The organism is Thiocapsa rosea, from assembly GCF_003634315.1.
GTDB lineage: Bacteria > Pseudomonadota > Gammaproteobacteria > Chromatiales > Chromatiaceae > Thiocapsa > Thiocapsa rosea.
Genome location: NZ_RBXL01000001.1, coordinates 2,916,955 through 2,940,237, shown reverse-complemented (window position 1 = coordinate 2,940,237; position 23,283 = coordinate 2,916,955). Strand labels below are relative to the sequence as shown.

At 65.8% G+C, this 23,283-nt stretch carries 23 protein-coding genes, 1 tRNA gene and 2 pseudogenes; 2 read left to right on the top strand and 24 right to left on the bottom strand.

Annotated elements, in window-relative coordinates:
- Positions 1–94: 94 nt before the first annotated feature.
- The 22 genes and pseudogenes from BDD21_RS13075 to ybgC all read right to left on the bottom strand — a co-directional run bounded on the left by BDD21_RS13075 (position 95) and on the right by ybgC (position 17,544).
- A complete protein-coding gene (locus tag BDD21_RS13075; protein ID WP_245969916.1) occupies positions 95–463 on the bottom strand; it encodes a UDP binding domain-containing protein in 369 nt (122 codons plus the stop codon).
- A gap of 222 nt (positions 464–685) precedes the next feature.
- A pseudogene (locus BDD21_RS13070) lies at positions 686–898 on the bottom strand (UDP binding domain-containing protein); the annotation flags it as partial.
- A gap of 205 nt (positions 899–1,103) precedes the next feature.
- Positions 1,104–1,697: a DUF2887 domain-containing protein gene (locus tag BDD21_RS13065; protein WP_342769624.1), complete on the bottom strand. Its 594-nt coding sequence runs from the start codon at positions 1,695–1,697 to the stop codon at positions 1,104–1,106.
- 479 nt (positions 1,698–2,176) lie between these two features.
- Positions 2,177–2,458 (bottom strand): type II toxin-antitoxin system YafQ family toxin, encoded by a 282-nt coding sequence (locus BDD21_RS13055; RefSeq protein WP_120797534.1) that lies wholly within the window; start codon positions 2,456–2,458, stop codon positions 2,177–2,179.
- Positions 2,445–2,711: a type II toxin-antitoxin system RelB/DinJ family antitoxin gene (locus BDD21_RS13050; protein WP_120797533.1), complete on the bottom strand. Its 267-nt coding sequence runs from the start codon at positions 2,709–2,711 to the stop codon at positions 2,445–2,447. The genes BDD21_RS13055 and BDD21_RS13050 overlap by 14 nt, the downstream gene beginning before the upstream one ends.
- Positions 2,712–2,819: 108 nt before the next feature.
- Positions 2,820–3,065, bottom strand: coding sequence for a hypothetical protein (locus BDD21_RS13045; protein ID WP_120799913.1), 246 nt, complete (start codon positions 3,063–3,065; stop codon positions 2,820–2,822).
- A 318-nt stretch (positions 3,066–3,383) separates the two neighbouring features.
- Positions 3,384–3,578 carry a DUF2887 domain-containing protein gene (locus BDD21_RS13040; protein ID WP_425470244.1) on the bottom strand — a complete coding sequence of 65 codons (195 nt, stop codon included), beginning with the start codon at positions 3,576–3,578 and terminating at the stop codon, positions 3,384–3,386.
- A 651-nt stretch (positions 3,579–4,229) separates the two neighbouring features.
- Positions 4,230–4,451, bottom strand: a pseudogene (locus tag BDD21_RS13030) (nucleotide sugar dehydrogenase); the annotation flags it as partial.
- Between the two features lie 257 nt (positions 4,452–4,708).
- On the bottom strand, positions 4,709–6,151 hold the full coding sequence (locus BDD21_RS13020) for a nucleotide sugar dehydrogenase (RefSeq protein ID WP_120797531.1): 1,443 nt from the start codon (positions 6,149–6,151) through the stop codon (positions 4,709–4,711).
- Between the two features lie 1,372 nt (positions 6,152–7,523).
- Positions 7,524–7,853, bottom strand: a complete 330-nt coding sequence (locus BDD21_RS13015) for a MarR family EPS-associated transcriptional regulator (protein ID WP_120797530.1) — start codon at positions 7,851–7,853, stop codon at positions 7,524–7,526.
- A gap of 247 nt (positions 7,854–8,100) precedes the next feature.
- A complete protein-coding gene (locus tag BDD21_RS13010; RefSeq protein WP_120797529.1) occupies positions 8,101–8,307 on the bottom strand; it encodes a hypothetical protein in 207 nt (68 codons plus the stop codon).
- A gap of 409 nt (positions 8,308–8,716) precedes the next feature.
- Positions 8,717–9,157, bottom strand: a complete 441-nt coding sequence (locus BDD21_RS13005) for an RpnC/YadD family protein (protein WP_120797528.1) — start codon at positions 9,155–9,157, stop codon at positions 8,717–8,719.
- Between the two features lie 976 nt (positions 9,158–10,133).
- Positions 10,134–10,454 carry a nucleotidyltransferase domain-containing protein gene (locus BDD21_RS13000; RefSeq protein WP_342769606.1) on the bottom strand — a complete coding sequence of 107 codons (321 nt, stop codon included), beginning with the start codon at positions 10,452–10,454 and terminating at the stop codon, positions 10,134–10,136.
- A complete protein-coding gene (locus BDD21_RS12995; protein ID WP_120797526.1) occupies positions 10,447–10,881 on the bottom strand; it encodes a nucleotidyltransferase substrate binding protein in 435 nt (144 codons plus the stop codon). The genes BDD21_RS13000 and BDD21_RS12995 overlap by 8 nt, the downstream gene beginning before the upstream one ends.
- Positions 10,882–11,404: 523 nt before the next feature.
- A tRNA-Lys gene (locus tag BDD21_RS12990) sits at positions 11,405–11,480 on the bottom strand.
- 101 nt (positions 11,481–11,581) lie between these two features.
- Complete coding sequence (gene ybgF, locus BDD21_RS12985; protein ID WP_120797525.1) at positions 11,582–12,445, bottom strand: tol-pal system protein YbgF; 864 nt, start codon at positions 12,443–12,445, stop codon at positions 11,582–11,584.
- A gap of 201 nt (positions 12,446–12,646) precedes the next feature.
- Positions 12,647–13,186, bottom strand: coding sequence for a peptidoglycan-associated lipoprotein Pal (pal, locus tag BDD21_RS12980; RefSeq protein ID WP_120797524.1), 540 nt, complete (start codon positions 13,184–13,186; stop codon positions 12,647–12,649).
- A gap of 55 nt (positions 13,187–13,241) precedes the next feature.
- Positions 13,242–14,564: a Tol-Pal system beta propeller repeat protein TolB gene (tolB, locus tag BDD21_RS12975; RefSeq protein WP_120797523.1), complete on the bottom strand. Its 1,323-nt coding sequence runs from the start codon at positions 14,562–14,564 to the stop codon at positions 13,242–13,244.
- Positions 14,565–14,579: 15 nt separating this feature from the next.
- Positions 14,580–15,929, bottom strand: coding sequence for a cell envelope integrity protein TolA (tolA, locus tag BDD21_RS12970; protein WP_120797522.1), 1,350 nt, complete (start codon positions 15,927–15,929; stop codon positions 14,580–14,582).
- Positions 15,930–15,950: 21 nt separating this feature from the next.
- Positions 15,951–16,394, bottom strand: a complete 444-nt coding sequence (tolR, locus tag BDD21_RS12965; RefSeq protein ID WP_120797521.1) for a protein TolR — start codon at positions 16,392–16,394, stop codon at positions 15,951–15,953.
- 20 nt (positions 16,395–16,414) lie between these two features.
- Positions 16,415–17,089 (bottom strand): protein TolQ, encoded by a 675-nt coding sequence (gene tolQ / locus BDD21_RS12960; RefSeq protein ID WP_120797520.1) that lies wholly within the window; start codon positions 17,087–17,089, stop codon positions 16,415–16,417.
- Positions 17,086–17,544, bottom strand: a complete 459-nt coding sequence (gene ybgC / locus BDD21_RS12955; RefSeq protein ID WP_245969580.1) for a tol-pal system-associated acyl-CoA thioesterase — start codon at positions 17,542–17,544, stop codon at positions 17,086–17,088. The genes tolQ and ybgC overlap by 4 nt, the downstream gene beginning before the upstream one ends.
- 418 nt (positions 17,545–17,962) lie before the next feature.
- On the opposite strand from ybgC, the gene BDD21_RS12950 reads away from it, so the two are divergent.
- Positions 17,963–18,454: a methyltransferase family protein gene (locus BDD21_RS12950; RefSeq protein WP_120797518.1), complete on the top strand. Its 492-nt coding sequence runs from the start codon at positions 17,963–17,965 to the stop codon at positions 18,452–18,454.
- Between the two features lie 213 nt (positions 18,455–18,667).
- Here the strand turns inward: BDD21_RS12950 and BDD21_RS12945 are convergent, their stop codons facing one another.
- Both BDD21_RS12945 and BDD21_RS12940 read right to left on the bottom strand, forming a co-directional pair.
- Positions 18,668–19,552: a methyltransferase domain-containing protein gene (locus BDD21_RS12945; protein ID WP_120797517.1), complete on the bottom strand. Its 885-nt coding sequence runs from the start codon at positions 19,550–19,552 to the stop codon at positions 18,668–18,670.
- Positions 19,553–19,698: 146 nt separating this feature from the next.
- Positions 19,699–21,774 carry a thioredoxin domain-containing protein gene (locus BDD21_RS12940; RefSeq protein WP_120797516.1) on the bottom strand — a complete coding sequence of 692 codons (2,076 nt, stop codon included), beginning with the start codon at positions 21,772–21,774 and terminating at the stop codon, positions 19,699–19,701.
- Positions 21,775–22,028: 254 nt separating this feature from the next.
- Between BDD21_RS12940 and BDD21_RS12935 the strand changes: the two genes are divergently transcribed.
- Positions 22,029–23,225, top strand: coding sequence for a class I SAM-dependent rRNA methyltransferase (locus BDD21_RS12935; protein WP_120797515.1), 1,197 nt, complete (start codon positions 22,029–22,031; stop codon positions 23,223–23,225).
- Positions 23,226–23,283 lie beyond the last annotated feature (58 nt).

Sequence of the window (23,283 nt, the reverse complement as noted above, 5' to 3'; positions counted from 1 at the left end):
GCAATCGCCTGTGGCTCTTGCGGCAGTCTCTTGTACAGCGCCACGCACGGAGAGGCGGAGCGTACCGGTCGCTTCAGGCTTGCGTCCCGGTTTTTTAAAGGCGCCCGTCGACCGAACCGACCGGAAGAACGGACTTCACGTCGTAGAGGATCGACGTGGGCTTGGCCCAGTTGCGGATCCCGGTCGCGCCCATCGCGATGAAGTCGCGGTGGGCGACGGCGAGGATGACGGCGTCGTAGCTGCCGGGCGCCGGGGCCTCGGGGAGACAGTCGAGGCCGTATTCTTGCTTGGCCTCGGTGCGGTCGATCCAGGGGTCGTAGCAGTCCACGGCGATGTTGTATTCGCGCAGGGCCTGGATGATGTCGATGACGCGGGTGTTGCGCAGGTCGGGGCAGTTTTCTTTGAAAGCGAAGCCCAGGACCAGCACGCGGCTGTTGCAGACGCCGATGCTGTTATTGAGCATGAGCTTAACGACGGTCTCGGCGACATGGGCGCCCATGCGGTCGTTGATGCGTCGCCCGGCGAGGATGAGCGCGTTCTCGTTCCCAACGTTCGTTCGCGTAGGCGTGTAGGCCCGACGTTCCGCGCCGCACGACGCATGGCTGGCGGGGCGCGTCGACTTGGTGGCAGGGACGCGGAGCGCCCCGGCGACACTCCCACGCGGAGCGTGGGAGCGAGTTCTACAGTCCACCGCGATGGTGTGTTCGCGCAGGGCCAGGATGATTTCGATGACGCGGGTGTTGCGCAGGTCCGGGCAGTTTTCCTTGAAGGCGAAGCCCAGGATACGGCTGTTGCAGACACCGATGCCGTTTTGGAGCATGAATTTGACGACGGTTTCGGCCACATGGGCGCCCATGCGGTCGTTGATGCGTCGCCCGGCGAGGATGACCTCGGGTTTTGTCGCAGATGGCCGGTGGGCCTTTGTCGCGCATCCGTCTGGAGTGGCTGCCGGGGGGTGTCGGATTACGCTGTCGCTAATCCGACCTACGGCTACGGCCTACGGCCCGCGATGAGCTCGGCGAGGCGGTTGCTGCCGGCCGGGTGGGGGCCGGCGGCGATGATCGCGTTATCGAGGGCGTCGACGGTGGCGGCGATCGCGGGGGTCACCCCGCGTCGTGTCCGATCAGGTCCTCCAGGCTGGCGGCATCGAAGATGCCGTCGAGCCAGGCATCCAGTTGCGCGACCGGCGCCGTGTCGATCCGCTGCTCCGCCACTGCGGGTAATGGGCCGAAGCGGCGCGTGAGCAGACGCTTGAGGCTTTCGGCCTTACCCTCGGCCTTGCCTTTGGCCTTGCCCTTGGCCTTGCCCTTGGCCTCGCCCTTCGCCTCGCCCTCGGCAAAGATCGATTGATACGCCTTTGTCTCCTGAATCGGGGTCACTAAATTCAGCATCGCCCAGATCTCCTTCGCAGTCAGTCCGCGAAATCGCTCGAAAAACCAAAACTCCAACACCTGCCCCAGAATCTCACGCACCTCGGGGGCAAGCGACACGTCCTGAACGGTGCGCCATAAGCCCTGCGCACGGGCACGCAGGTCGTCGTCGTCCTCGATCAGCAGCGGCGCGAAGACCGCCACATAGGGGTTGTCCGGCTCGCGCGCCAGCCAGTCCGGCAAGACGCGCCGCAGCGCAACCTGCAGCAACGGTGCTTCGGCCTGGTTCGCCCAGCGCGGAAAGCGCGGACGGTCTTGGTTGGTGATCGTCGTGCTCCGCTGCGCGATGACGGTGTTCGCTGTCGTCAGGCATGGCCCGCACCCGGCCGTGTGCTTGATCTTGATGCTCGGTGATGGCCCGCTTTGCGGCGGCAGCGACGCTGAGCCGGGATGTCGGGTTACGCTGCGCTAACCCGACCTACGGCGTCGACCCGACCTTTGCACTTAGAGACGACCGTCGACGACATCGACCGGCAGAACGGACTTCACGTCGTAGAGGATCGACGTGGGCTTGGCCCAGCGGCGGATCCCGGTCGCGCCCATCGCGATGAAGTCGCGGTGGGCGACGGCGAGGATGACGGCGTCGTAGGTGCCGGGCGCCGGCGCCTCGGGCAGACAGTCGAGGCCGTATTCGTGCTTGGCCTCGGTGCGGTCGATCCAGGGGTCATGGCAGTCCCCCGCGCTATGGCTGGTCCAGTCCCGCAGACGCCGTGCAACGATCGAGGAAGTCGGACGGGAATCTGCGTTCAGCCGAAGAGCTCGCTGTGCGAACCGAGACGGGCGAGAATGAGTAAGTCTTCGCCAGACTTGCTGTAGATCAACAGCAGATCTGGCTTGATGTGGCATTCGCGGTAGCCGACCCAATCGCCGCTCAAGTCATGGTCGCGGTAACGCGGCTCCAGTGCCTGGTCCGCCACCAGTGCCTTCAGCACCGGCACCAAGTCTCTGTCGAGCGTTACGCCGTGCTTACCTTTCGCTTCGCGCTTGTAATCGCGTTTGAAGGACCTGGGGCGGTCAATCGTCCGCATGCAGATCAGCCATCAGATCGTCCACGGTCGCAAAGCGTTCGGCCTCACCAGCGTCGATCTCGGCCAGAGCCTGACGGCTACTGGCGCTAGGAGCTTTCACTTCGAACGGAAGGCAGCGATCTTGGGCCACGCGCAGCATCAAGAGGCGAATGGCATCAGATACCGACAAGCCCATCGCATCGAGCGCAGCCGCAGCGCGTTCCTTGGTATCGGCATCAATGCGGGCGCGAACATAGGTGTTGGCAGTTGCCATGGCTTGCTCTCCTCAGTGTGCGAGGCTCTATTGTAGTCACGTTAAGACTACAAACCTGAGGCTAAGTTCGATGCCACGAGTTCGCTGTTTGCCGCTGACTCTAAGTGTTCATCCGTCCTGCAATTCCAGACGACGCTCGATGCGTTCGATTCGGGCGACGAGTTGGTCGGTGTGTGTGTGCTGCTCGACGATTTCGCCATACATGTGCGCCAAATCACGCCGCATACCGGCAACCGTCAGTTCCAAGTTGCCCATGCGCGATTCGATTCGGGCAAAGCGCTCGGTATGTTTGTCCTGTGTCCCACGAATCGCGCGTAGGTTCTCAAGTACGAGGCCTTCGATGGTGTCGGTCATGGCCCACTCCCGGTTATGCTCTTGGTCCTGATCATCGGTGATGCCAATCTGCCCTTTGGCCCCGTGAATCAACGGGATCCTAGAAGCATTGCGCAGTTTGCGCTAGCGCGTGTCGGATCGTTGAATCGTTGAGGCCGCTGCTCCACCAGGGTGGCGATGACGTGTTCAGGAGTCTGGCCGCGGGCCCTGGCCAGTCCGGCTAGCGCCGTGGCGGCCCGATCAGGGATGGGGACGGTGAGGTTCATCGTGTGGTTTCTCCGACGATCGAGATTGCCATGCCGGTCCTAGGTTGGGCCGTGAGGGTGCGATGGTCATCGCTCAGCGCGGAAAGCGCGGACGGTCTTGCTCGCGCAGAAAGATCCCAATGCCGATGACGTCCCGATGCGGATGCTCCTCGCCGTACAGACCGATCTTGGTCACCAGATTGTACCAAGCCTTCTCCGAGTGCTGACCCTGGAATTCGACCACGTAGACCGGCCCATCGTGCCCGTCGGGCTCGAAAATCCCGTCCAAGCGCCGCTCCAGCCCTTTGATCGTCAGGGATGATGGCGATGACGCGGGTGTTGCGCAGGTCCGGGCAGTTCTCCTTGAAGGCGAGGCCGAGGCCCAGGATGCGGCTGTTGCAGACACCGATGCTGTTATTGAGCATGAGCTTGACCACCGTCCCGGCGACATGGGCGCCCATACGGTCGTTGATGCGTCGCCCGGCGAGGATGAGCGCGTTCTCGTTCCCAACGTTCGTTCGCGTAGGCGTGTAGGCCCGACGTTCCGCGCCGCACGACGCATGGCTGGCGGGGCGCGTCGACTTGGTGGCAGGGACGCGGAGCGTCCCGGCGACACTCCCACGCGGAGCGTGGGAGCGAGTTTCTGCACAATCTCGGCGCGTGGGAGCGCGTTCGAACACGAGGTGGCTGGTGCTCTGCCAACTCGCTTCCACGCCCTGCGCCAACTCGCTCCCACGCCCTACACCAACTCGCTCCCACGCCCCACACCAACTCGCTCCCACGCTCTGCGTGGGAGTGTAGGCCCGACGCTCTGCGTCGCGGGGCAGTGCGCCCGGGCGCTGGTGAGGCCTGCACCGTCGGGGGGTGCGCATTGACCTGGTAGCAGGGACGCGGAGCGTCCCGGCGACACTCCCACGCGGAGCGTGGGAGCGAGTTCTACTACTCCGATGCAGTGGTCGCCGACCAGGCCGGGGCGGAAGGGGAGGACGTTCCATTTGCTCCCGGCGGCTTCCAGCACTTCGAGGGTGTCGATGCCGAGCTTGTCGAAGATCAGGGCCAGCTTGTTCATGAGGGCGATGTTGAGAACGGGCTGGGTGTTCTCGATGACCTTGGCGGCTTCGGCGACGCGGATGCTGCTGGCCGGGTGGGTGCCGGCGGTGACCGTCAGGCGCTCGGCTTGGTGTCGAGGTCGGCCGACAGTTGGTTCGCACAGGCTGCGATTTGCTCGATGCTTAAATCGGGCAAGCCTTTTTGGCGCCACGTCGTGTAATCGAACCGTTCTCGGTTGATGGAGACCACGAATCGCTCGGCTTCGACCAGACCGAGCGCTTCAATGAGGGCTCGCATACCCCGTAAGCGGATTTCGGTTTCAGTTGTCATACCAGTGCCCAACATGGCGAGAGCCTCTCCGGGCGTTGCCTAGAGCCGGCCGTCCACCGTATTGACCGGAAGAACGGATTTAACGTCGTAGAGGATCGCCTTGGGTTTGGCCCAGCGGCGGATCCCGGTCGCGCCCGACTCGACCAAATCGCGGTGCGCGACGGCGAGGATGACGGCGTCGTAGCTTCCGGGCGCCGGGGCCTCGGGTAGACAGTCGAGGCCGTATTCGTGTTTGGCCTCGGCGCGGTCGATCCAGGGGTCGTAGCAGTCCACGGCGATGTTGTAGTCGCGCAGGGCCAGGATGATGTCGATGACGCGGGTGTTGCGCAGGTCCGGGCAGTTCTCTTTGAAGGCGAGTCCCAAGACCAGGATGCGGCTTTCGCAGACATCGATGCCGCTCTTGAGCATGAGCTTCACCACGGCCTCGGCGACATGGGCGCCCATGCGGTCGTTGATGCGTCGCCCGGCGAGAATGATCTCGGGGTGGTAGCCGATGGCGACGGCTTTGTGGGTCAGATAGTAGGGGTCGACACCGATGCAGTGTCCGCCGACCAGGCCGGGGCGGAAGGGGAGGAAGTTCCATTTGCTCCCGGCGGCTTCCAGCACCTCGAGGGTGTCGATGCCGAGCTTGTCGAAGATCAGGGCCAGCTCGTTCATGAGGGCGATGTTGAGATCGCGCTGGGTGTTCTCGATGACCTTGGCGGCTTCGGCGACGCGGATGCTGCTGGCCGGGTGGGTGCCGGCGGTAATGATCTCGTTGTAGAGGGCATCGACGACGGCGGCGATCTCGGGGGTGGAGCCGCTGGTGACCTTTTTGATGTTGGTGAGGCGGTGTTCCTGGTCGCCGGGGTTGATGCGCTCGGGGGAGTAGCCGCAGTAGAAGCCGTTGTGGTCGGGTGGGGTTGGGGCTTCGTCCGTGGCCTCGGCGGGGTGTCGGATGTCGCCGGCGCTCATCCGACCTGCGGCTGAGGCGGATGCTCGGCGGTCGGGGTTGGGGGGTGTCTCGGGTGCTGCGGTGCGGCGGTCGGTGTGGAGGTAAGTCAGACCGGAGGCGCGGGCGAGCACGGGGACGCAGTCTTCCTCGGTGCAGCCGGGGTAGACGGTGGATTCGTAGATGACCAGGTCGCCGGGTTTGAGCACCTTGCCGACGGTCTCGGAGGCTTTGATCAGGGGCGTGAGGTCGGGGCGCTTGTAGTCGTCGACCGGGGTGGGCACGGTGACGATGAAGATGCGGCAGCGGCACAGAGCGCCGAGGTCGCTGGTGTAGGTCAGGTGTCGGGCGGCGGCGAGGTCTTCGGGGCTGGTCTCGCGGGTGGTGTCGCGACCTGCTTTGAGCTCGGCGATGCGGGTTTGGTTGATGTCGAAGCCGACCACGGGGCGGTGTTTGGCGAATTCCACGGCGAGCGGCAGGCCGACGTAGCCCAGGCCGATGATGGCGATGGGGGTGTCGGGGTCCTTGAGATGGGCGAGGGCTTGGTCCATTTGAGCTCGGGGGTCTGGCTGTGGGTGCGGGTTCGGGGTTCGGGGTTCGGGCTCGTGACGCGGAGCGTCGGGGCTACACTCCCACGCGGAGCGTGGGAGCGAGTTACGGGGCGACTTCAGTCAACCCGACCACCTCGCCGGCCGGGGGCGCCAACTCGCTCCCACGCTCTGCGTGGGAGTGTCGATGCGACGCTCTGCGTTCCAACTCGCTCCCACGCTCCGCGTGGGAGTGTCGATGCGACGCTCTGCGTCGCGGGTCAGTAAGGCCGGGCGCCGGTGAGCGATGCACCGCCGGGGGTGCGCATCCACCTGGCTGCAGGGACGCGGAGCGTCCCGGCGACACTCCCACGCGGAGCGTGGGAGCGAGTTACGGGGGCGACTTCAGGCAACCCGACCACCTCGCCGGCCGGGGGGCGCCAACTCGCTCCCACGCTCTGCGTGGGAGTGTCGATGCGACGCTCTGCGTCGCGGGGCAGTGCGGCCGAGCGCCGGTGAGGGATGCACCGCCGGAGGTGCGCATCCACCTGGCTGCAGGGACGCGGAGCGTCCCGGCGACACTCCCACGCGGAGCGTGGGAGCGAGTTACGGGGGCGACTTCAGTCAACCCGACCACCTCGCCGGCCGGGGGGCGCCAACTCGCTCCCACGCTCTGCGTGGGAGTGTCGATGCGACGCTCTGCGTCGCGGGTCAGTGCGGCCGGGCGCCGGTGAGGGATGCACCGCCGGGGGTGCGCATCGACCTGGCTGCAGGGACGCGGAGCGTCCCGGCGACACTCCCACGCGGAGCGTGGGAGCGAGTTACGGGGCGACTTCAGTCAACCCGACCACCTCGCCGGCCGGGGGGCGCCAACTCGCTCCCACGCTCTGCGTGGGAGTGTCGATGCGACGCTCTGCGTTCCAACTCGCTCCCACGCTCTGCGTGGGAGTGTCGATGCGACGCTCTGCGTCGCGGGTCAGTGCGACCGGGCGCCGGTGAGGGATGCACCGCCGGAGGTGCGCATCCACCTGGCTGCAGGGACGCGGAGCGTCCCGGCGACACTCCCACGCGGAGCGTGGGAGCGAGTTACGGGGGCGACTTCAGTCAACCCGACCACCTCGCCGGCCGGGGGCGCCAACTCGCTCCCACGCTCTGCGTGGGAGTGTCGATGCGACGCTCTGCGTCGCGGGTCAGTGCGGCCGGGCGCCGGTGAGGGATGCACCGCCGGGGGTGCGCATCGACCTGGCTGCAGGGACGCGGAGCGTCCCGGCGACACTCCCACGCGGAGCGTGGGAGCGAGTTACGGGGGCGACTTCAGTCAACCCGACCACCTCGCCGGCCGGGGGCGCCAACTCGCTCCCACGCTCTGCGTGTCTCGGGGCGACTCAAGTCGCCCCTACCCGTTCGGGTTGGATCCGACCTCTTCTGCGAGCTGCTCGATCTCGGCCTTGAGGGCTTCGTATTCGGCGCGTTTGCGTTGCAGGAAGCGCGCGGTGATGCGGGTCTTGGCCTCGATGCCCTGCGGGGTCAGCAGGTAGGCGTAGGCGAGCTTGTTGTCGCTCCTGCGAAAGTTCTGGACCTTCACCCACCCTTGGTCGATCACGGCGCGCACGCAGAAGTTGGTGCTGCCCAGGCTGATGCCGAGGGCCTTCGCCAGGTCGCGCTGGGTGGCTTCGGGATGCGTCTCGAGGTGTTTGAGGACGCGGTAGTGAAGGTCGTCGGTCATGGCGGTGTGCGTCGAGGGTGCCGGGGGGCGACCGGTGGTGTCGGGCGTCGGGGTTCGCGACGCGGAGCGTCGGGGCGAGTGCCCAGTCTCGGAGCGTGGGATTCAGTGCCCGGTCGCGGAGGGTGGGAGTCAGATCCACACCTGCGAGGGCCTTGCCTGGTCGTCCGAGGCGGGCTTGCGGCAGCGCTTCGGAGACGCTACCGCCCTACCCTGTCGTTTTCGGGGTATGGGCGTGGGGGCGATATGTTCAGGCGTTGTACGGCAGCGGTAGGGTAACGGGTCGGGCGCGGCGGGGCAAGTGGGCAGGCGTTGTCCTGGCCCTCGCATCGAATATGCCCTGACTGCCATCGGAAAAGAGCACTGCGATGCGTCCGGCGCCGAGATACCGTGCTTCGTTGAGCTTCATCACGATCTTCCCCTTGGGTAGGCTGGCCTCGATCATCGTTTCGGCCACATCGGCAGTGTCCAGGTCGCCGCTTGGGTACGCCGACTTTAGTCGGCCCCCCGAGCATGCCCGCACGGCGGGCTGAAGTCCGCCTCCCCGGGGGCCGACTGAAGTCGGCGTACCTGGGTGTGGGGCCGAAGTCTCGCGTCCGGTTGGGGAACCCAAGAGGCATGGACGAGAGGATGACCAAAGCCTCGTTGTCGTTGTCGTTGTCGTTGTCGTGTTCGTCCGGAATCCGACAACGACAACGAAAAATTCTGCGACGCTTTGCTCAAGACTGACGGCATCAAGGACTCGATGCCTTCCAGGCACTCGCTGTCGGGATGACTATTCCCGGAAATCACCTCAGGTCATTTCCGGGAAAGGACGCGGAGCGTCGGGGCTACACTACCACGCGGAGCGTGGGAGCGAGTCAGAGTCAGCGTGGGAGCGAGTCAAAGTCCAACGCGCAGCCCCAGCGCTCGCGGGCGTAGGCGCTCGGGCGGAAGCGCACGGTGGCGTCGGCCAGCACGGCGAGGCTGACGATGTCGGTCCGGTACTTGTCGAAGATGCGGTAATTGTAGACGTACATGCGCTCGGCAAAGCCCGCCTCGGCATCGCCCTGAACCTCGACGTGGACCAGCACCCAGGTCTCGGCACCCTCGCGTGTGAAGACTCTGGCCAACTTGTCGGCATGGCGCCGGCCGGTCTCGGCATCGCGCACCACCTGTTGCAGCTCCTTGTCGAGAAATTCATGGCCTTTCGACCAGTCGATCGCAGTATGGATCCGCGGGAACAAGAGCGCGAGAAAGTGCGGGAAGTAGCGCTCCAGCGCTTCTTTCCAGGGACTGTCGTAGTCGTCACGCGAGGCATCGGTCATCGGTCGGCTCGTCCGGTGGTCGGATTCACGCGCCGGGGAAGGCCGCGGGGGGCGCGGCCGTGCATCGGCGCGGGACGCACCGGCGGGGGGGCGCGTCGGCATGGCGGCAGGGACGCGGAGCGTCCCGGCGACACTCCCACGCGGAGCGTGGGAGCGAGCCGGTAGGGCAACTCGCTCCCACGCCCCTCCAGCCAACTCGCTCCGACGCTCTGCGTCGCGTGGCGGCGCGGTCGCGTGCCGACACGGGTCGCAGCGCCGGGGGTGCGCGTCGGCATGGCGGCAGGGACGCGGAGCGTCCCGGCGACACTCCCACGCGGAGCGTGGGAGCGAGTAAGCGCGCCGGGGAAGGCCGCGGGGGGCGCGGCCGTGCATGGCGCGGGACGCACCGGCGGAGGGGCGCGTCGGCATGGCGGCAGGGACGCGGAGCGTCCCGACGACACTCCCACGCGGAGCGTGGGAGCGAGCCAGTAGGGCAACTCGCTCCCACGCTCATCCAGCCAACTCGCTCCCACGCTCCGCGTGGGAGTGTAGTCCCGACGCTCTGCGTCGCGTGGCGGCGCGGTCACGTGCCGACACGGGTCGCAGCGCCGGGGGTGCGCGTCGGCATCGCGGCAGGGACGCGGAGCGTCCCGGCGACACTCCCACGCGGAGCGTGGGAGCGAGTAAGCGCGGAGCGTGGGAGCGAGCCGGTAGGGTGGACGAGCGAGCGCGAAGTCCACCGAACCCCGCTCGAGAATATGGCCTTAATTCGCCCAGCCTCGATCATCGTTTCGTCCACATCGGCAGTGTCCAGATCGCCGACCGCCCGGGTACGCCGACTTCAGTCGGCCGAGCGCGACCGCGCGGCGGACTGAAGTCCGCCTCCCCGGGGGCCGACTGAAGTCGGCGTACCCGGGGTGGGGCCGGGGTCTCGCGTCCGGTTGGGGAACCCAAGAGGCATGGACGAGAGGATGAGCAAAGCCCCGGGTGGGTGCGATCATCGTTGGTAAAACACCCGACCCACACGCCGAATGTGCTCCAGAAGCGCTGCATTTTCGATCGCGGCAAGGCGTGAAAGGTCGATCTGGTAGGGCAGCAGCAAGTCGTCGAGCTGGGTTTCCAGTGTCAACACTTGGATGTCGTCGAGTTGCTCTCCCTCCAGGACAAGGTCGATATCCGAGCCACGGCGGTAGTTCCCCTTGGCTCTGGATCCGTAAAGCAGTGCCCGCTCGACCGCGGGACAGGCGTCGAGCAGGGTGCGAATCCGGTCGATCACCGATTCGGACAATCCGCAGGTGTCCGGGGTGATGTCATCCAACGGCATCGTCGGCCAGCCCTTGCATGCGGGTTTGGAAGGCGTCGAACAGGCTCATGTAACGTGTGCCGATGATCTCGATCAGTTGCTTCGCGGTATTCTCGTCATAGGTGTGCGAGGAGCGGTTTCTGCTCTTGATGGTCTCCATCCAGGTCTCGCCGTCGGTGACAAGACCGCGGCGGAAGGCTTCCCGAATGGCGTCGCGCGATCCGGTGATCGCGGTGTTGCCTTGGTACTCGAAGTAATCCTTCATGACATTCCAGGCGAGCTCATGGGTGAACTCGAACGCCTTGATGAGCCCTTGTTGCTCGAGCGGGCTCAAGGATCGTTCCGCGGCAAGGCTCACGGCATCGCTCAGTTGCAGAAAGGCGCGCCGGTAATTGGCAAAGCGTTGCTTCCAGCGAACATCGATACCCGGTTCGGATGTCATGGACGCGTACCTGATTTCCGTTTCCGTGCAAAGTGTCTGCTCAAACAGCCCTTTGGGAAGGCGCTGGAGCCGACGGCGTTGTCCGTGGGACCGGCCGCGAGCTCCCGGATAACGGCTCCGACGGGCGCCTCTAACGAACCATTCAAAAACAACCGAAACACGTAGGATGGGTAGAGCGAAGCGAAACCCATCTACCCCGCGCCAAGCAGTACAGGATGCACTGAAGTAGCGATAGGCCGCAGAGCGAAGCGAAACCCATCCAGCCCGCGCCAAGGGCATCGGACCGAAACCCTGCAACGCGGTGGTTTGGAGGATGGGTTTCGCTGCCGCTCTACCCATCCTACGCGTTCACGAAGGTGTCACCTGTCTTTGCTCTCGATCGTCCACTCTACCGGCTACTGGCTCACTCCCAGGCTCCGCGTGGGAGTGAGTTCACGGGGAGCGTGGGAGCCTGTGCGCACATTTTTCCGGCACACTCCGGAAACGAACAAGGCCACCGAAGTGGCCTTGTTCGTTGTTTTTATGGTGCGCCCTGCAGGGCTCGAACCTGCGACCACCTGATTAAAAGTCAGATGCTCTACCAACTGAGCTAAGGGCGCGAAAGCCGGTCAGTATAATGCGGCGCGCGGTCTTTTTGAAGGGCTACGACGTACGCCCGTCGAAACGGGTGTCGTCGCGGCCGTGCGCCGGCCCGGATCGCTCAGCGCAACTCTTGGCCGATCCGCTCCAGACGGCTTCTTGCGAGGCGTGCCTCGGTGCTGGCGGGGTAGCGGCTGACGACCTGTTCGAGCGTGGCGCGCGCCTGGTCGAACGCCTTTTGCTCGAATTGGATGTAGCCGATCTTGAGCATGGCGCCGGGGACCTTCGGGCTGTCGGGGCTCAGTTGCACCAGACGATCGAGCTCGGCCAAGGCGGCTGGGTAGTTGCGCTGGACATAGTAGGTCTCGCCGAGCCAGTAGCGGGCGTTGTCGGTGAACTGGCCCTGCGGATAGCGCCGGAGCAGGTCGTTGAAGCCGGCCTGGGCCTCGTCGTACTTGCGCTCTTTGAGGAGCTCGAAGGCGGCGGCGTAGGCATCGCGCTCGCTGCCGCCGGTCGTCTCGGGCGAGGGCAAGGAGGGGATGCCGGCGGCACCGCTCGAGGAGGGGACCGGCGCGGCCATCGGGGGCGGCGGCTCGGGGGTCCCCGCGGGGGCGTCGAGATCGCTTCCGCTGACGTCGATGGATCCGGTTCCGAGGCCGCCGTTGGGGTCGCCCGGGGCGGCGGAACCCGCGGGATCGCCGCGATCGGAACCGAGACGAGAGTCGATGTCGAGAAATTGATCGCGCTGCTGGCGCTGCAGCTTTTGGATCTCGAACTGCTGCATCTCGACCAGACCGCGCAACTCCTGCATCTCCATCTGGAACTGCTGCATCTGGAGCAGGAGCTCCGAGCCCGCCTGATTCTCGAGGATGCGCTCCATGCGGGCGAGCCGTGCTTCGAGGGCGGGGTTTGCAATGCTCGTCGCCGGCAGGGCCGCAGCGACCAGCGCCGCAGCCACAATCAAGACAATCGGTCGGATACCCATTGAGTGCACTCCTAAACCCTGCTCCCGGCGACACCCGAGACCTTCTCGCTCGGCGGTCGACAAACAACCTCAAACACCAGGGAAATCAGGGTTTAAATTGAAATTTCCAAAAAGACTTGAGTCGCGTCGACGCCGACGCCCGCAGACACCCGCCGGAACCCGATCCCACCGGAAAAGCCCGCACGTCACACGAGACGCGATTCAATACTGGATCACGACACGCCGATTCAACCGCCACGCCTGCTCGCTGTGACCGGGATTGGCCGGGCGTTCTTCGCCGTAGCTGAGCGTGGACAACTGGTTCGGCGGCACACCGTCGGCGACCATGAGCCGCCGCACCGACTCGGCACGCTGGTCGCCCAGTGCGAGGTTGTACTCGCGTGTGCCGCGCTCGTCGGTGTGGCCTTCGAGTGTCGCCTTCACCCCTGTATTGGTACCCAGGTAACGCGCGTGGGTGCGCAGCAGAGGGAGAAACTCGGGTTTGATCTCGGCCGTGTCGTAGTCGAAATAGATGGTCCGCTGGTACAGCGGGTTGCTCGGGTCCTCCCAGGGACCGGCATAGACCGGGCGCGTGGTTTCAAGCGGGGCGGTCGTGGTCGGTGCCGTCGGCATCGGCTGAGGCGCGACCTGCTCGGTCGACTGCTTCGGCGCGCTGGTGCAGCCGACGGCCAAGACAGAGGCGAGCACGACGGCAGTGAGGGCGAGCGCGGGCGCCCGGATGCCCTTGCGGTTGGTTGTCATCACAGACTCCTTCACCCCTGCCTCGGGGATTGGACGTTGATCCGGAAAGGTCGGGTCATTTGATGAACGGCGACCAGGCTGGCTCGCGGACCTCGCCGGAATCCTGAGAGAGGCGCTGGTTGCCGCCGCCGTCGATCGAGGCTGCCGCCAAGACGCCTCGGCCGCCGTGGATGGTCGCGTAAATTACCATGCTGCCGTTCGGCGCGAAACTCGGCGACTCGTCCAGGCTGCCGTTGCTCAAGACCCGCATGAAGCCGCGGTCCAGATCGATCACGCCGATGCGAAACCGCCCGTTGGCACGCGACACCAAGACGATGGAGCGCCCGTCGGGCGAATAGGATGCACGCGCGTTGTAGTCGCCCTCGGAGCTGATCCGCTGGGCAGGTCCGCCGCCCGAGCCCATGCGGTAGATCTGCGGGCTGCCGCCGCGATCGGAGGTGAAGATGATCTGTTGACCGTCCGGCGACCAAGAGGGCTCGGTGTCGATGGCGAAATGGTCGGTGAGGCGCACCAGCTCGCGGCTGGTGAGATCCAGGACATAGATGTCCGGATTGCCGTCCTTGGAGAGCGTCATCGCGAGCTTGCGCCCGTCCGGGGAGAAGGCCGGCGAGCCGTTGATGCCGGGATGGCTCGCGACCAGCTCGCGACGCCCGCTGGCGAGCTCCTGGATGTAGATGGCGGCGCGCTTGTTCTCGAAGGAGACGTAGGCGATGCGGCGTCCGTCGGGAGACCAGGCGGGCGACATGATGGGCTCGCCCGAGGAGACGATGGTCTGGGGGTTGTAGCCGTCGGCGTCCGCGACGCGCAGGGTCACGGTCTGGCCCTCGCCCTGGCCGGTGGCGGTGACGTAGGCGATGCGGGTCGCCGCCACGCCGCGCTGGCCGGTGAGCTTCTGATAGATGATGTCGGCGATGCGGTGCGCCGTGTTGCGCATGCCGTCCTTGGTGGAGACGAGCGTGCTGCTGGCGAGCTGATCGCCGCGGAAGACGTCGTAGAGGATGAAGCTGACCCGGTAGCCGGCGCCGTCGGCCTCGACCCGGCCGATGACCAGGTTGTTCATCCCGAGCAGGCGCCAATCGCGCAGATCCACGTCCTCGTGACGCGCCGGCATGTCGAGCATGTCGCGCGTCGGCATCGCACGAAAACGGCCGGTGCGCGCGAGATCCGCGCTGATGACTGCGGCGATATCCACCGGAGGGATGAGCCCGTCGCTCACGCCGAAAGGGACGACGGCGATCGGTTGGGCTGCCTCGACACCGCCCGTGACCTCGATGTTCAGACGCGCCTGTGCCGGCCCGGTCCCGAATCCGAGCCCGATTCCGAAGAGGACGACGGCAAAGGCCATGAGGATCGAGGGGCGGCGCTGGTGTCGGGGCATAGGGGTCTGTCCTGGCTAGGGCTTGAAGGTGAAATCGAACTCGCGAAAGCGCTCGAAGACGGGACCTGACGGCACGGGCAAGGGCGATGCCTGATTGACCGCGGCAACGACCGATTGATCGAAGGCGGTGTTGCCGCTGCTCTGAACCACCCGAACACTGTTGGGCACCACGTCGCCGCCCGGGATGAGCCGCACCGAGACGACGGTCGCGAGATCGCGACCGGTCGCCGGCGGCCGGACCCAAAACTGACGCACCCGATCGCGGATCACTGGGACGTAGCGATCGGCCTCGCGCGCGAGTTGCGCGGTCGCCAACGACGAGCTCGGGTCGGCCTCACGCGTACGCTGCGCCTCTTCCGCGGCGAGCCCGCGCTGCCTGTCCTCCTCGGCGAGCCGCCTGGCCTCCTGCTCGATGCGCTCCTGCGCGAGCTCCTCGACGAGACGGCGCTCCTCGAAATCGGCCATCAGGCGGGCCTCCTCTTCGAGCTGCCGCTGCCGCGCGAGGACGGCCTCGGCGTCGGCTTGGCGCTGCGCCTCCGCACGGCGTTCGATCTCGGCACGTCGCTCGGCCTCGGCGCGGGCGCGGCGTTCGTCTTCGGCACGGACCGCCTCGGATCGGCGTTGCGCCTCGGCACGGGCTGCGGCCTCCGCGGCAAGTCGCTTCTCTTCGGCCAGACGCTCGGCCTCGGCCTTGGCGGCTGCGGCCTCGGCGGCAAGACGCTCGGCCTCGGCGCGTCGAGCGGCCTCTGCACGGCGCTCGGCTTCTGCACGGCGTTCGGCTTCGGCCCTCGCAGCGGCCTCCTCGGCCTCTCGTTCGGCCTGCGCTCGGCGTTGAGCCTCGGCCCTACGCGCGATGTCGAGCTGACGGCGGGCCTCGGCCTCGGCTGCCGCTGCTTCGGCCTCCGCGGCCAGGCGCTCGGCCTCGGCAGCGGCACGAGCGGCCTCCTCGAGACGCTGCGCCTCCTCGCGCTCGGCGTCGGCCAGACGTTCCGCATCGGCGGCCTCGGCCTCGAGCCGCTCGGCCTCGAGCCGTGCGGCCTCGGCCGCGCTCAAGTCGTCCTGGTTCGACTCCGGCGGGGCCACTACGTCCGGCGGCACCTCGACTCCGGGTCTGATCTCGCCACTGATCTCGGGGCTGATCTCCGGTCCGGCCGGACGCCGCGCCTGCTCGGCCTGAAACTCCGCCACCATGGCTTCGAGCGCGGCATCGCCGACGATGGTCGCCTGCACCACCCGCGGCTTGCTGCCGGCCTCCGTGATGGGCCGATCGATCTTCACGCCCACGAAGAAGAGCAGGGCGAAAAAGACATGCAGACCCAGCGACCAATAGAAGGCCCGCGGGTTATGCCTCAGGATGTGCCACATGTCCGGGCTCGTGCCGCAGCGTCAGCGCTCGCGGCGCTCCGGGGGCACCACAATGAGCCCGACCTCCCGAGCGCCCGCTTTTTGAGCTCGGACCATCGCCCTCACCACGCGACCGTACTCGACCCCAAGATCCGCTCGGATAAGGACGGGCGTCTCAGGCCTATATTCGAGCACGACCCGAATTCGATTCGTCAGGATCTCGTCACTTGCCGGGACGCCCTTGTCGGTCCCGACGTCGATGTAGAAATCACCGAACTGATCAACCGTGATGACCACCGATTCGGCCGGCGTATTCGAGACAGGTCCTGCCGTCTCCTGAGGCAACGCCACCTTCACACCCTGCGTGATCAAGGGCGCCGTCACCATGAAGATGACGAGCAGCACCAGCATCACGTCGATGTAGGGCACGACATTGATCTCGGCCATCGGCCGGCGACGCTGCCTGGAACGGGTGCGCTTGAGCATCTATCGGATTCCTCGAGCGCTCAGTTGCGGCCTTGGCGTTGCAACAGGGTCGAGAACTCTTCCATGAACTCCTCGTAGCGACTGTTCAGACGCTCGACCTGATAGGAATACCGGTTGTAGGCGATGACGGCGGGGATGGCCGCAAAGAGACCGATCGCGGTGGCGACCAGTGCCTCGGAGATGCCCGGCGCAACCAGCGCGAGGGTGGCCTGCTCGACGTTTCCGAGTGCTTGGAAGGCATGCATGATGCCCCAGACGGTGCCGAAGAGCCCGATGTAGGGGCTGGTGGAGCCGACCGTCGCCAGGAAGGTGAGGCTGGTCTCCAAGCGGTCCATCTCGCGACTGAGGGCGACGCGCATCGAGCGCTCGCTGCCCTGCAGGACGGCCATCAGGTCATTGCCCTCGATCTTGCGCAGCCGGACATACTCCTTGAAACCGGCCCGGAAAATGGACGGCAGTCCGTGGTCGCCCTTGCGATTCTCGCTCAAGTCTTTGTAAAGCGTACTGAGATCGCCGCCGGACCAGAAGCGTTCCTCGAAGGCGTTGGCGCTCTTGCGGGCATTGGAGAGCACGCGTCCGCGGTCCAGGATCATGGTCCAAGATGTCACGGAGGCGATCACCAGCACCACCAGAACCAACTGAACCACCAGGCTGGCCTGGAGGATCAGGTTAAACAAGGACAGATCGGACGTCATGACAGAGGCTCCGCTGGGCCGCTCGCGAAAGGCAACAACTCGGACAAGAGATCGCCGGGCAGGCGCGCCGGACGCAGGGTATCGGCATGCAGGCAGGCGATCTTCACGGCGCCTCGGCAGCAGCAGGAAGCGTCGCTGTCGCGCATCACCTGCTGGTCGAACTCCAGACTCGCACCACCCGCCCGCACCAACCTGGAGGTCACGCTCAAGCAGTCATCCAGACGCGCGGGCGCCAGATAATCGATGGTCACGCGGCGCACGGCGAAGAGGATCCCCCGACGCTCGCGCAAGACATCCTGCTCGTAGCCGACGGCGCGCAGCCACTCCGTGCGCGCCCGCTCCATGAACTTGAGATAGTTGGCGTAGAAGACCACCCCGCCCGCGTCGGTATCTTCGTAGTAGACGCGTACCGGCCAGGTGAAGGTCAACAACCGGGGATCGCTCGCTGTCGGCACGGCATGGACCGCATGTTTGGACTTGACTCAAACCGCGGGAGTGTACCGGAAAGCACCTGAGCGGGCACCCTGCATCGAAGGATCATCGCCTCGACCACATCCGTAGTCTCCAGACCGCCGACCGCAACCACCCAGGCACGCCGACTTCAGTCGCCCCCGGTACGCCGACTTCAGTCGGCCCCGGGTACGCCGACTTTAGTCGGCCCGGGCGCGCCCTCGCGGCGGACTGAAGTCCGCCTCCCCGGGCCGACTAAAGTCGGCGTACCCGGGCGTGGGGCCGGAATCTCGCGTCCGGTTGAGGAACCCGATTGGTTGTGCCTCGCGATGCTCGGCACAACCTACGCCGGTATCAGACGATGCCGGTCTTCACGATCCGACCGACGGTTGACGGCGCTCAATTAACGACAAGGACCTCGACATGACCCGTTTCTCCTTCCTGAAGGGCCACCGCGGCGAATACCTCGTCGTGCTGCAGTTCGTGCTCTTCTTCGCGTTTATCTTCACCCCCGCGTGGAATCCGCTCGCAACCCCGGCGCTGATGGATACCCTCGCGCCCGTGCGCTGGCCGGTACTGATCGCCTTCTGGGCGGCGGCCCTCGTCCTCGGCGGGTTCGGCTCGATCCATATCCGGAAGTATTTGACTCCACTGCCCTATCCGGTCGATCACAGCCAGTTGGTCAAGCACGGCGTCTACGCGCGGGTTCGTCATCCGCTCTACAGCAGCCAGCTCTTCGCGGCGGCGGGCTGGGTGCTCTTCACGCTGAGCATCCCGCACCTTGCGATCCTGGTCGTCGGTTTCTTCTTCTTCGATTACAAGGCAAGCAAGGAAGAAGGCTGGTTGACCGAACGCCATCCGGAGTATGCGGAGTACGCGAGGGGGGTGAAGAAGCTCGTCCCCTTTCTTTACTAGCACTAAACCGCGTCCGAGCTTTTTTGCTTGCTCGTCGCCCGAGGTCGGCTTTGGATAACTCCAAGACCGTTTGAGTCGACGCGGTTTAGGAAACGAAAAGAGTTTATGTTTTTCAGTTTTTTAAACCGCGCCGGAGATAAGCCGCTTGGTCGTCGTGAGGGTGATCCCCCGTCAAGACCTCGCATGTCACACAGAGGCGCGGTTTAAAGCGGTTTAAAGCGGTTTAGAGGCATAGGCGAGCACATAATCCAAACCCCCGTAGACACTCTCGGCGCTCATGCCGAGTGCGAGTCGGGCCGGGAGTCGGGTTGCGGGATGGAGTCGGTCGAGGGTCTCCGGGTGTCTCGAGAGATAGTCGTGCAGGGGGGTGTAGACGCGATCGCGGATGGAGGCGACCTCGACGTTGCCGAACCCGCAGGCTTGGAGCTTTTCAGCGTAGTTCTCGCGGGTGTAGACATTCTCTGTCGGGATCACGAACTTGCTCGCGACCATCTTCCAGGACCAGCGCTGTTTGAGGCGGGTCCGCCAGTCCTCCGACAGCGGCATAGGAATGATGTCGGCCGTCACCAATCGACCGCCCGGGCGCAGGACGCGGAGGGCCTCCTCGAAAAAGCGTTCGCGGGTCTTGAAGTGGAAGGCGCATTCGAGGGCGACGACGGTGTCGACCGAATGCGACGGCAGCGGCATCTCGGTCGCGGAGCCTTCGCGCAGGTCGATACGGTCTTCGAGCCCGAGGTCTTTGACCCGCTCGCGCGCGACGGCCACCTGAGAGGCCGTGATATTGAGGCCCTGGATGTGATCCGGCCCGTAGGTCCGAAGCCAATAGATGTCCTGGTCGGCGAAACCGAAGCCGACGTCCAGCACCCGGTCGCCCGGCCCCATGCCTGCGCGCTCCGCGACCAAGGCGGCGAGCGCTTGGCAGGCCTCGTCCAGCGTCTGCTCCGCGCTCCAGTAGCCCAGGTTGAGATAGAGCCCGTTTTCGGTGGCAACGTCCGTCGACAGGAGGTCGTAGACGCGGGTCACGTCCCATGACCTGAAGGGGTTGTAGAGCCAATCGAGATAGGCGAGATGCCGTCGAAACGGCCGGGAAGTCGGCATCGAGGATGGCCTGCGTGGTGGGTGAGGTTCGCCGGGCGGCGTGGCTGCCCGCGGTCTCGTTGTCGTTGTCGTTGTCGTTGTCGTTGTCGATTACGACAACGACAACGATTCGCCCCGTGGATTGTGCCGAGCCGTGCGAGGCACAACTACGGGGTTGGATTCAAAACATCGCCGAGCGATTCGGTCGGCGGCTCGCAATGGGTGCCGCGGCAGCGGTAGATGCGCGGGCGCTCTCCGGGCACCATGGCGGCGAGCGTGCCGGGGAGATGGCTCTCGTCGGCCGGGATGCCGAGGACGAAGCGACGCGGTCGGTAACCACGCTGGGCCTCTCTGCACCAGGCGTCGAGGCGCTCGTCGCCGGCGCGGATGACCAGGGTCTCGGGCGGTTCGAGCCACTCGTCGAGCGCGAACAGGAGTGTGGCGTGGGCATAGGGCATGCGGCCGATCGACTCGGCCGCCAGCTTCAGGGTCCGTTCGGCCGCGGCGAGATAGCGCGGCTCGCCGAGGAGATGGCCGAGGCGCTGCAGTGCCATGGCGGCGATCCCGTTGCCGGACGGGAGGGCCTCGTCGCCGAGCGGTTTGGTGCGGTGAATCAGGGTCTCGTGATCGCGCCCGGTGAACCAGAAGCCGCCGTCGATCGGATCCTGAAACTGATCCAGGAGCACCTCGGCCAGCGCGATGGCGAAGTCGAGATCCGCCCGCGACCAACGTGTCTGCAGGAGCTCAAGCAGGGCATCGAGCAGGTTGGCATAGTCGTCGAGATAGGCGTTCAGATGGGCGGTGCCGTCTTTGTAGGTCGCGAGCAGCCGACCCTCGCGCCAGAGCGTGCCGCGGATGAAGGCGAGCGCCTGTTCGGCGGACTCCAGATAATCGGGCCGATCGAAGGTGCGCGCGGCACGGGCCATGCCTTTGATCATGAGGGCGTTCGAGGCGGTTAGGACCTTCTCGTCCCGACCCGGGCGAACGCGCCGCTCGCGCGCGACGTAGAGGGTCGCGCGGGCGGCGGCGAGCAGGGCATGCACCTGCGTCGGCTCCAGCCCGAGGTCGGTGGCGACGGCCTCGGGCGTGCGATACCCGTGCAGATGCCAGCGGCCTTCGAAATTGGCGGGGCGATCCAGACCGTAGACGGCGGCGAAGGGCGCATATTCGGCCGGTGCGAGCAGTGCCTGAATCGCGTCGCGATCCCAGACATAGAACCGGCCTTCCTCGCCCTCGCTGTCGGCGTCCAGACTGGAGAAGTAGCCGCCCTGCGGGGACTGCATCTCGCGCAGCACCCAGTCCGCGGTCATCACGGCGGCGTCTCGGAACAAGGGGTTTTCGGTCACGGCAAAGGCATCGCAGCAGAGTGCGAGGAGCGGGCCGTTGTCGTAGAGCATCTTCTCGAAGTGCGGGATCATCCAACGCACGTCGACGGAGTAGCGATAGAAACCGCCGCCGAGCTGATCCGTCAGCCCGCCGCGCACCATGCGCTCGAGCGTCCAAACGACCTTCTCGAGTGCCGACCGATCGGGGGCGCCGGCAAGAGAGGCGTCCGCCGCGTGCCGGAACAGAAGCTCGAGGTTGGTCGGGTGCGGGAACTTGGGTGCATCGCCGAATCCGCCGTGCTCCGGATCGAAGCTCTCGTCGAGCTGCTGCAGGGCCGCATCGATCGCCGCGCGCTCGGGCAGTGCGTCCGACGCGCGCGGCTCGAGCTCGGCAAGGGCCGCCATCAGGCTCTCGTTTTGCGACTCGATCGCGGTCTTCTGCTCACGGTAGGCCCGCTCGACGCTTTGCATCAGCTGCTTGAACGCGGGCAGACCATGACGCGGCTCGCGCGGGAAATAGGTCCCGGCGAAGAAGGGTCGTTGATCGGCCGGCATCAGGAACAGGGTGAGCGGCCAACCCCCGGCGCGGCGCGCAAGGAGCTGGTGCGCGGTTTGATAGATCTTGTCGAGGTCGGGTCGCTCCTCACGGTCCACCTTGATGTTGACGAAGAGCCGGTTCATCAGCTCCGCGGTGCCGACGTCCTCGAAGGACTCGTGGGCCATCACATGACACCAGTGGCAGGCCGAGTAGCCGATCGAGAGCAGGATCGGCCGATCCGTCTCGCGCGCCAGCGCGAGCGCCTCCTCGCACCACGGCCACCAATCCACGGGGTTGTGCGCGTGCTGTTGGAGGTAGGGACTGGTGGTCGCAGCCAGACGGTTGGCGTGGCCGGTCGGGGACGGATGGGCGTTCGACATGGCTGGTCCTCTAGGCGTTGGCGTCAGGAGCGGTAGGGTGGACAAGCGAAGCGCAGTCCACCGACGCCGGTGCAGGACCGGGTGGACTTCGCTCTCGCTCGTCCACCCTACCCGCTGATCACCGGCGGCTGACGGCTCTCACGAGAACGTGGGTCCCACCGAATCCCTTTCCATCCCCGCCCGACCTCGCCCGGTTCTGATAGTCTGTGACCGCGCGAGACGACGAGCGCCCCGACACCACAGGACACCCGATCATGAAGACCCAACCCCTCATCCTGAGCAAAGACCAGGAACGCCGCCTCATCGCCGGACACTGCTGGATCTACAGCAACGAGGTCGATACCAAGGCCACGCCGCTGAAAGACTTCCAGCCGGGTCAGCCGGTCGCGATCCGCAGCGATCACGATCGCTGGATCGGCCACGGCTATGCCAACCCGCACTCCTTGATCTGCGCCCGCGTGGTCAGCCGCGATCCCACCCAGCCGCTGAGTCCGACCCTTTGGCTCAAGCGCATCCACGACGCGCTCGCCCTGCGCGAGCGGCTCTACACCCGCCCCTTCTATCGGCTCATCTTCGGGGAAAGCGACGGGATGCCGGGCCTGGTCGTCGACCGCTACTGGGATCTGCTCGCCGTGCAGATCACCACCGCGGGCATGGAACGGGTGCAGGGCGAGATCTTGGCCGCGCTCGAGCAGGTGCTGCGCCCCAAGGCGATCGTGCTGCGCAACGACACCTCGGTGCGCGAGATGGAGGGTCTGACTCAGGGCGTCGAGGTGATCCTGGGTTCGCCCGAGGACGCCCTGCCTCTGATCGAGAACGACCTGGAGTTTCTCGTCTCGCCCCTGACCGGGCAGAAGACCGGTTGGTTCTTCGATCAGGCCGAGAATCGCACGCGTCTCGCCCGCTACGGCGTCGGGCGGCGCGTCCTGGATGTGTGCAGCTACATCGGCGCTTGGGGTCTGCGTGCGGCAGCGCTGGGCGCCGAGCAGGTGGTGTGTGTCGACAGCTCGCTGCCGGCGCTCGAGCGGGTCGCCGACAATGCGGCGCGCAATCGGTTGTCCGAACGCATCCAGGGCCGACACGGCGATGCCTTCGAGGTGCTGCGCGCCCTGCGCGAAGAGGACGCTCGTTTCGACACCGTACTGCTCGATCCGCCCGCCTTCATTAAGCGACGCAAGGATGAGAAGGACGGGCTCCAAGCGTATCTGCGGCTGAATCGACTCGGGATGGAGCTGCTCGAGCCGGGCGGTCTGCTGGTGACCTCCTCGTGCTCCTTCCACATGGGTCGCGATGTCTTCGTTCGGACCGTCCAGCAAGCAGCACGCCGCGCCGGGCGGACCCTGCAGTTGTTGGAGACCGGTCAGCAGGGGCCGGATCATCCGGTGCATCCCGCGATCCCGGAGACCGCTTATCTCAAAACGCTCTTTTTCCGTGTCCTTCCCGAATTCTGATCGGCGCTCCTCGGGGCTCGGCTCGGGTTTTCCAGATCGAATAATCGCGAAACAAGAT

What these genes read in the sequence shown, in the direction of transcription:
- tolQ (WP_120797520.1), bottom strand. Translation starts at nt 17,089, where the DNA reads ATGACGTCCGATCTGTCCTTGTTTAACCTGATCCTCCAGGCCAGCCTG.
- tolB (WP_120797523.1), bottom strand. Translation starts at nt 14,564, where the DNA reads ATGCCCCGACACCAGCGCCGCCCCTCGATCCTCATGGCCTTTGCCGTC.
- BDD21_RS12995 (WP_120797526.1), bottom strand. Translation starts at nt 10,881, where the DNA reads ATGACATCCGAACCGGGTATCGATGTTCGCTGGAAGCAACGCTTTGCC.
- BDD21_RS13075 (WP_245969916.1), bottom strand. Translation starts at nt 463, where the DNA reads ATGCTCAATAACAGCATCGGCGTCTGCAACAGCCGCGTGCTGGTCCTG.
- BDD21_RS13045 (WP_120799913.1), bottom strand. Translation starts at nt 3,065, where the DNA reads ATGACCGACACCATCGAAGGCCTCGTACTTGAGAACCTACGCGCGATT.
- BDD21_RS13015 (WP_120797530.1), bottom strand. Translation starts at nt 7,853, where the DNA reads ATGACCGACGACCTTCACTACCGCGTCCTCAAACACCTCGAGACGCAT.
- BDD21_RS13020 (WP_120797531.1), bottom strand. Translation starts at nt 6,151, where the DNA reads ATGGACCAAGCCCTCGCCCATCTCAAGGACCCCGACACCCCCATCGCC.
- ybgF (WP_120797525.1), bottom strand. Translation starts at nt 12,445, where the DNA reads ATGGGTATCCGACCGATTGTCTTGATTGTGGCTGCGGCGCTGGTCGCT.
- BDD21_RS13050 (WP_120797533.1), bottom strand. Translation starts at nt 2,711, where the DNA reads ATGGCAACTGCCAACACCTATGTTCGCGCCCGCATTGATGCCGATACC.
- BDD21_RS12950 (WP_120797518.1), top strand. Translation starts at nt 17,963, where the DNA reads ATGACCCGTTTCTCCTTCCTGAAGGGCCACCGCGGCGAATACCTCGTC.
- BDD21_RS13005 (WP_120797528.1), bottom strand. Translation starts at nt 9,157, where the DNA reads ATGACCGATGCCTCGCGTGACGACTACGACAGTCCCTGGAAAGAAGCG.
- BDD21_RS12940 (WP_120797516.1), bottom strand. Translation starts at nt 21,774, where the DNA reads ATGTCGAACGCCCATCCGTCCCCGACCGGCCACGCCAACCGTCTGGCT.
- BDD21_RS12945 (WP_120797517.1), bottom strand. Translation starts at nt 19,552, where the DNA reads ATGCCGACTTCCCGGCCGTTTCGACGGCATCTCGCCTATCTCGATTGG.
- BDD21_RS12935 (WP_120797515.1), top strand. Translation starts at nt 22,029, where the DNA reads ATGAAGACCCAACCCCTCATCCTGAGCAAAGACCAGGAACGCCGCCTC.
- pal (WP_120797524.1), bottom strand. Translation starts at nt 13,186, where the DNA reads ATGACAACCAACCGCAAGGGCATCCGGGCGCCCGCGCTCGCCCTCACT.
- BDD21_RS13055 (WP_120797534.1), bottom strand. Translation starts at nt 2,458, where the DNA reads ATGCGGACGATTGACCGCCCCAGGTCCTTCAAACGCGATTACAAGCGC.
- tolR (WP_120797521.1), bottom strand. Translation starts at nt 16,394, where the DNA reads ATGCTCAAGCGCACCCGTTCCAGGCAGCGTCGCCGGCCGATGGCCGAG.
- tolA (WP_120797522.1), bottom strand. Translation starts at nt 15,929, where the DNA reads ATGTGGCACATCCTGAGGCATAACCCGCGGGCCTTCTATTGGTCGCTG.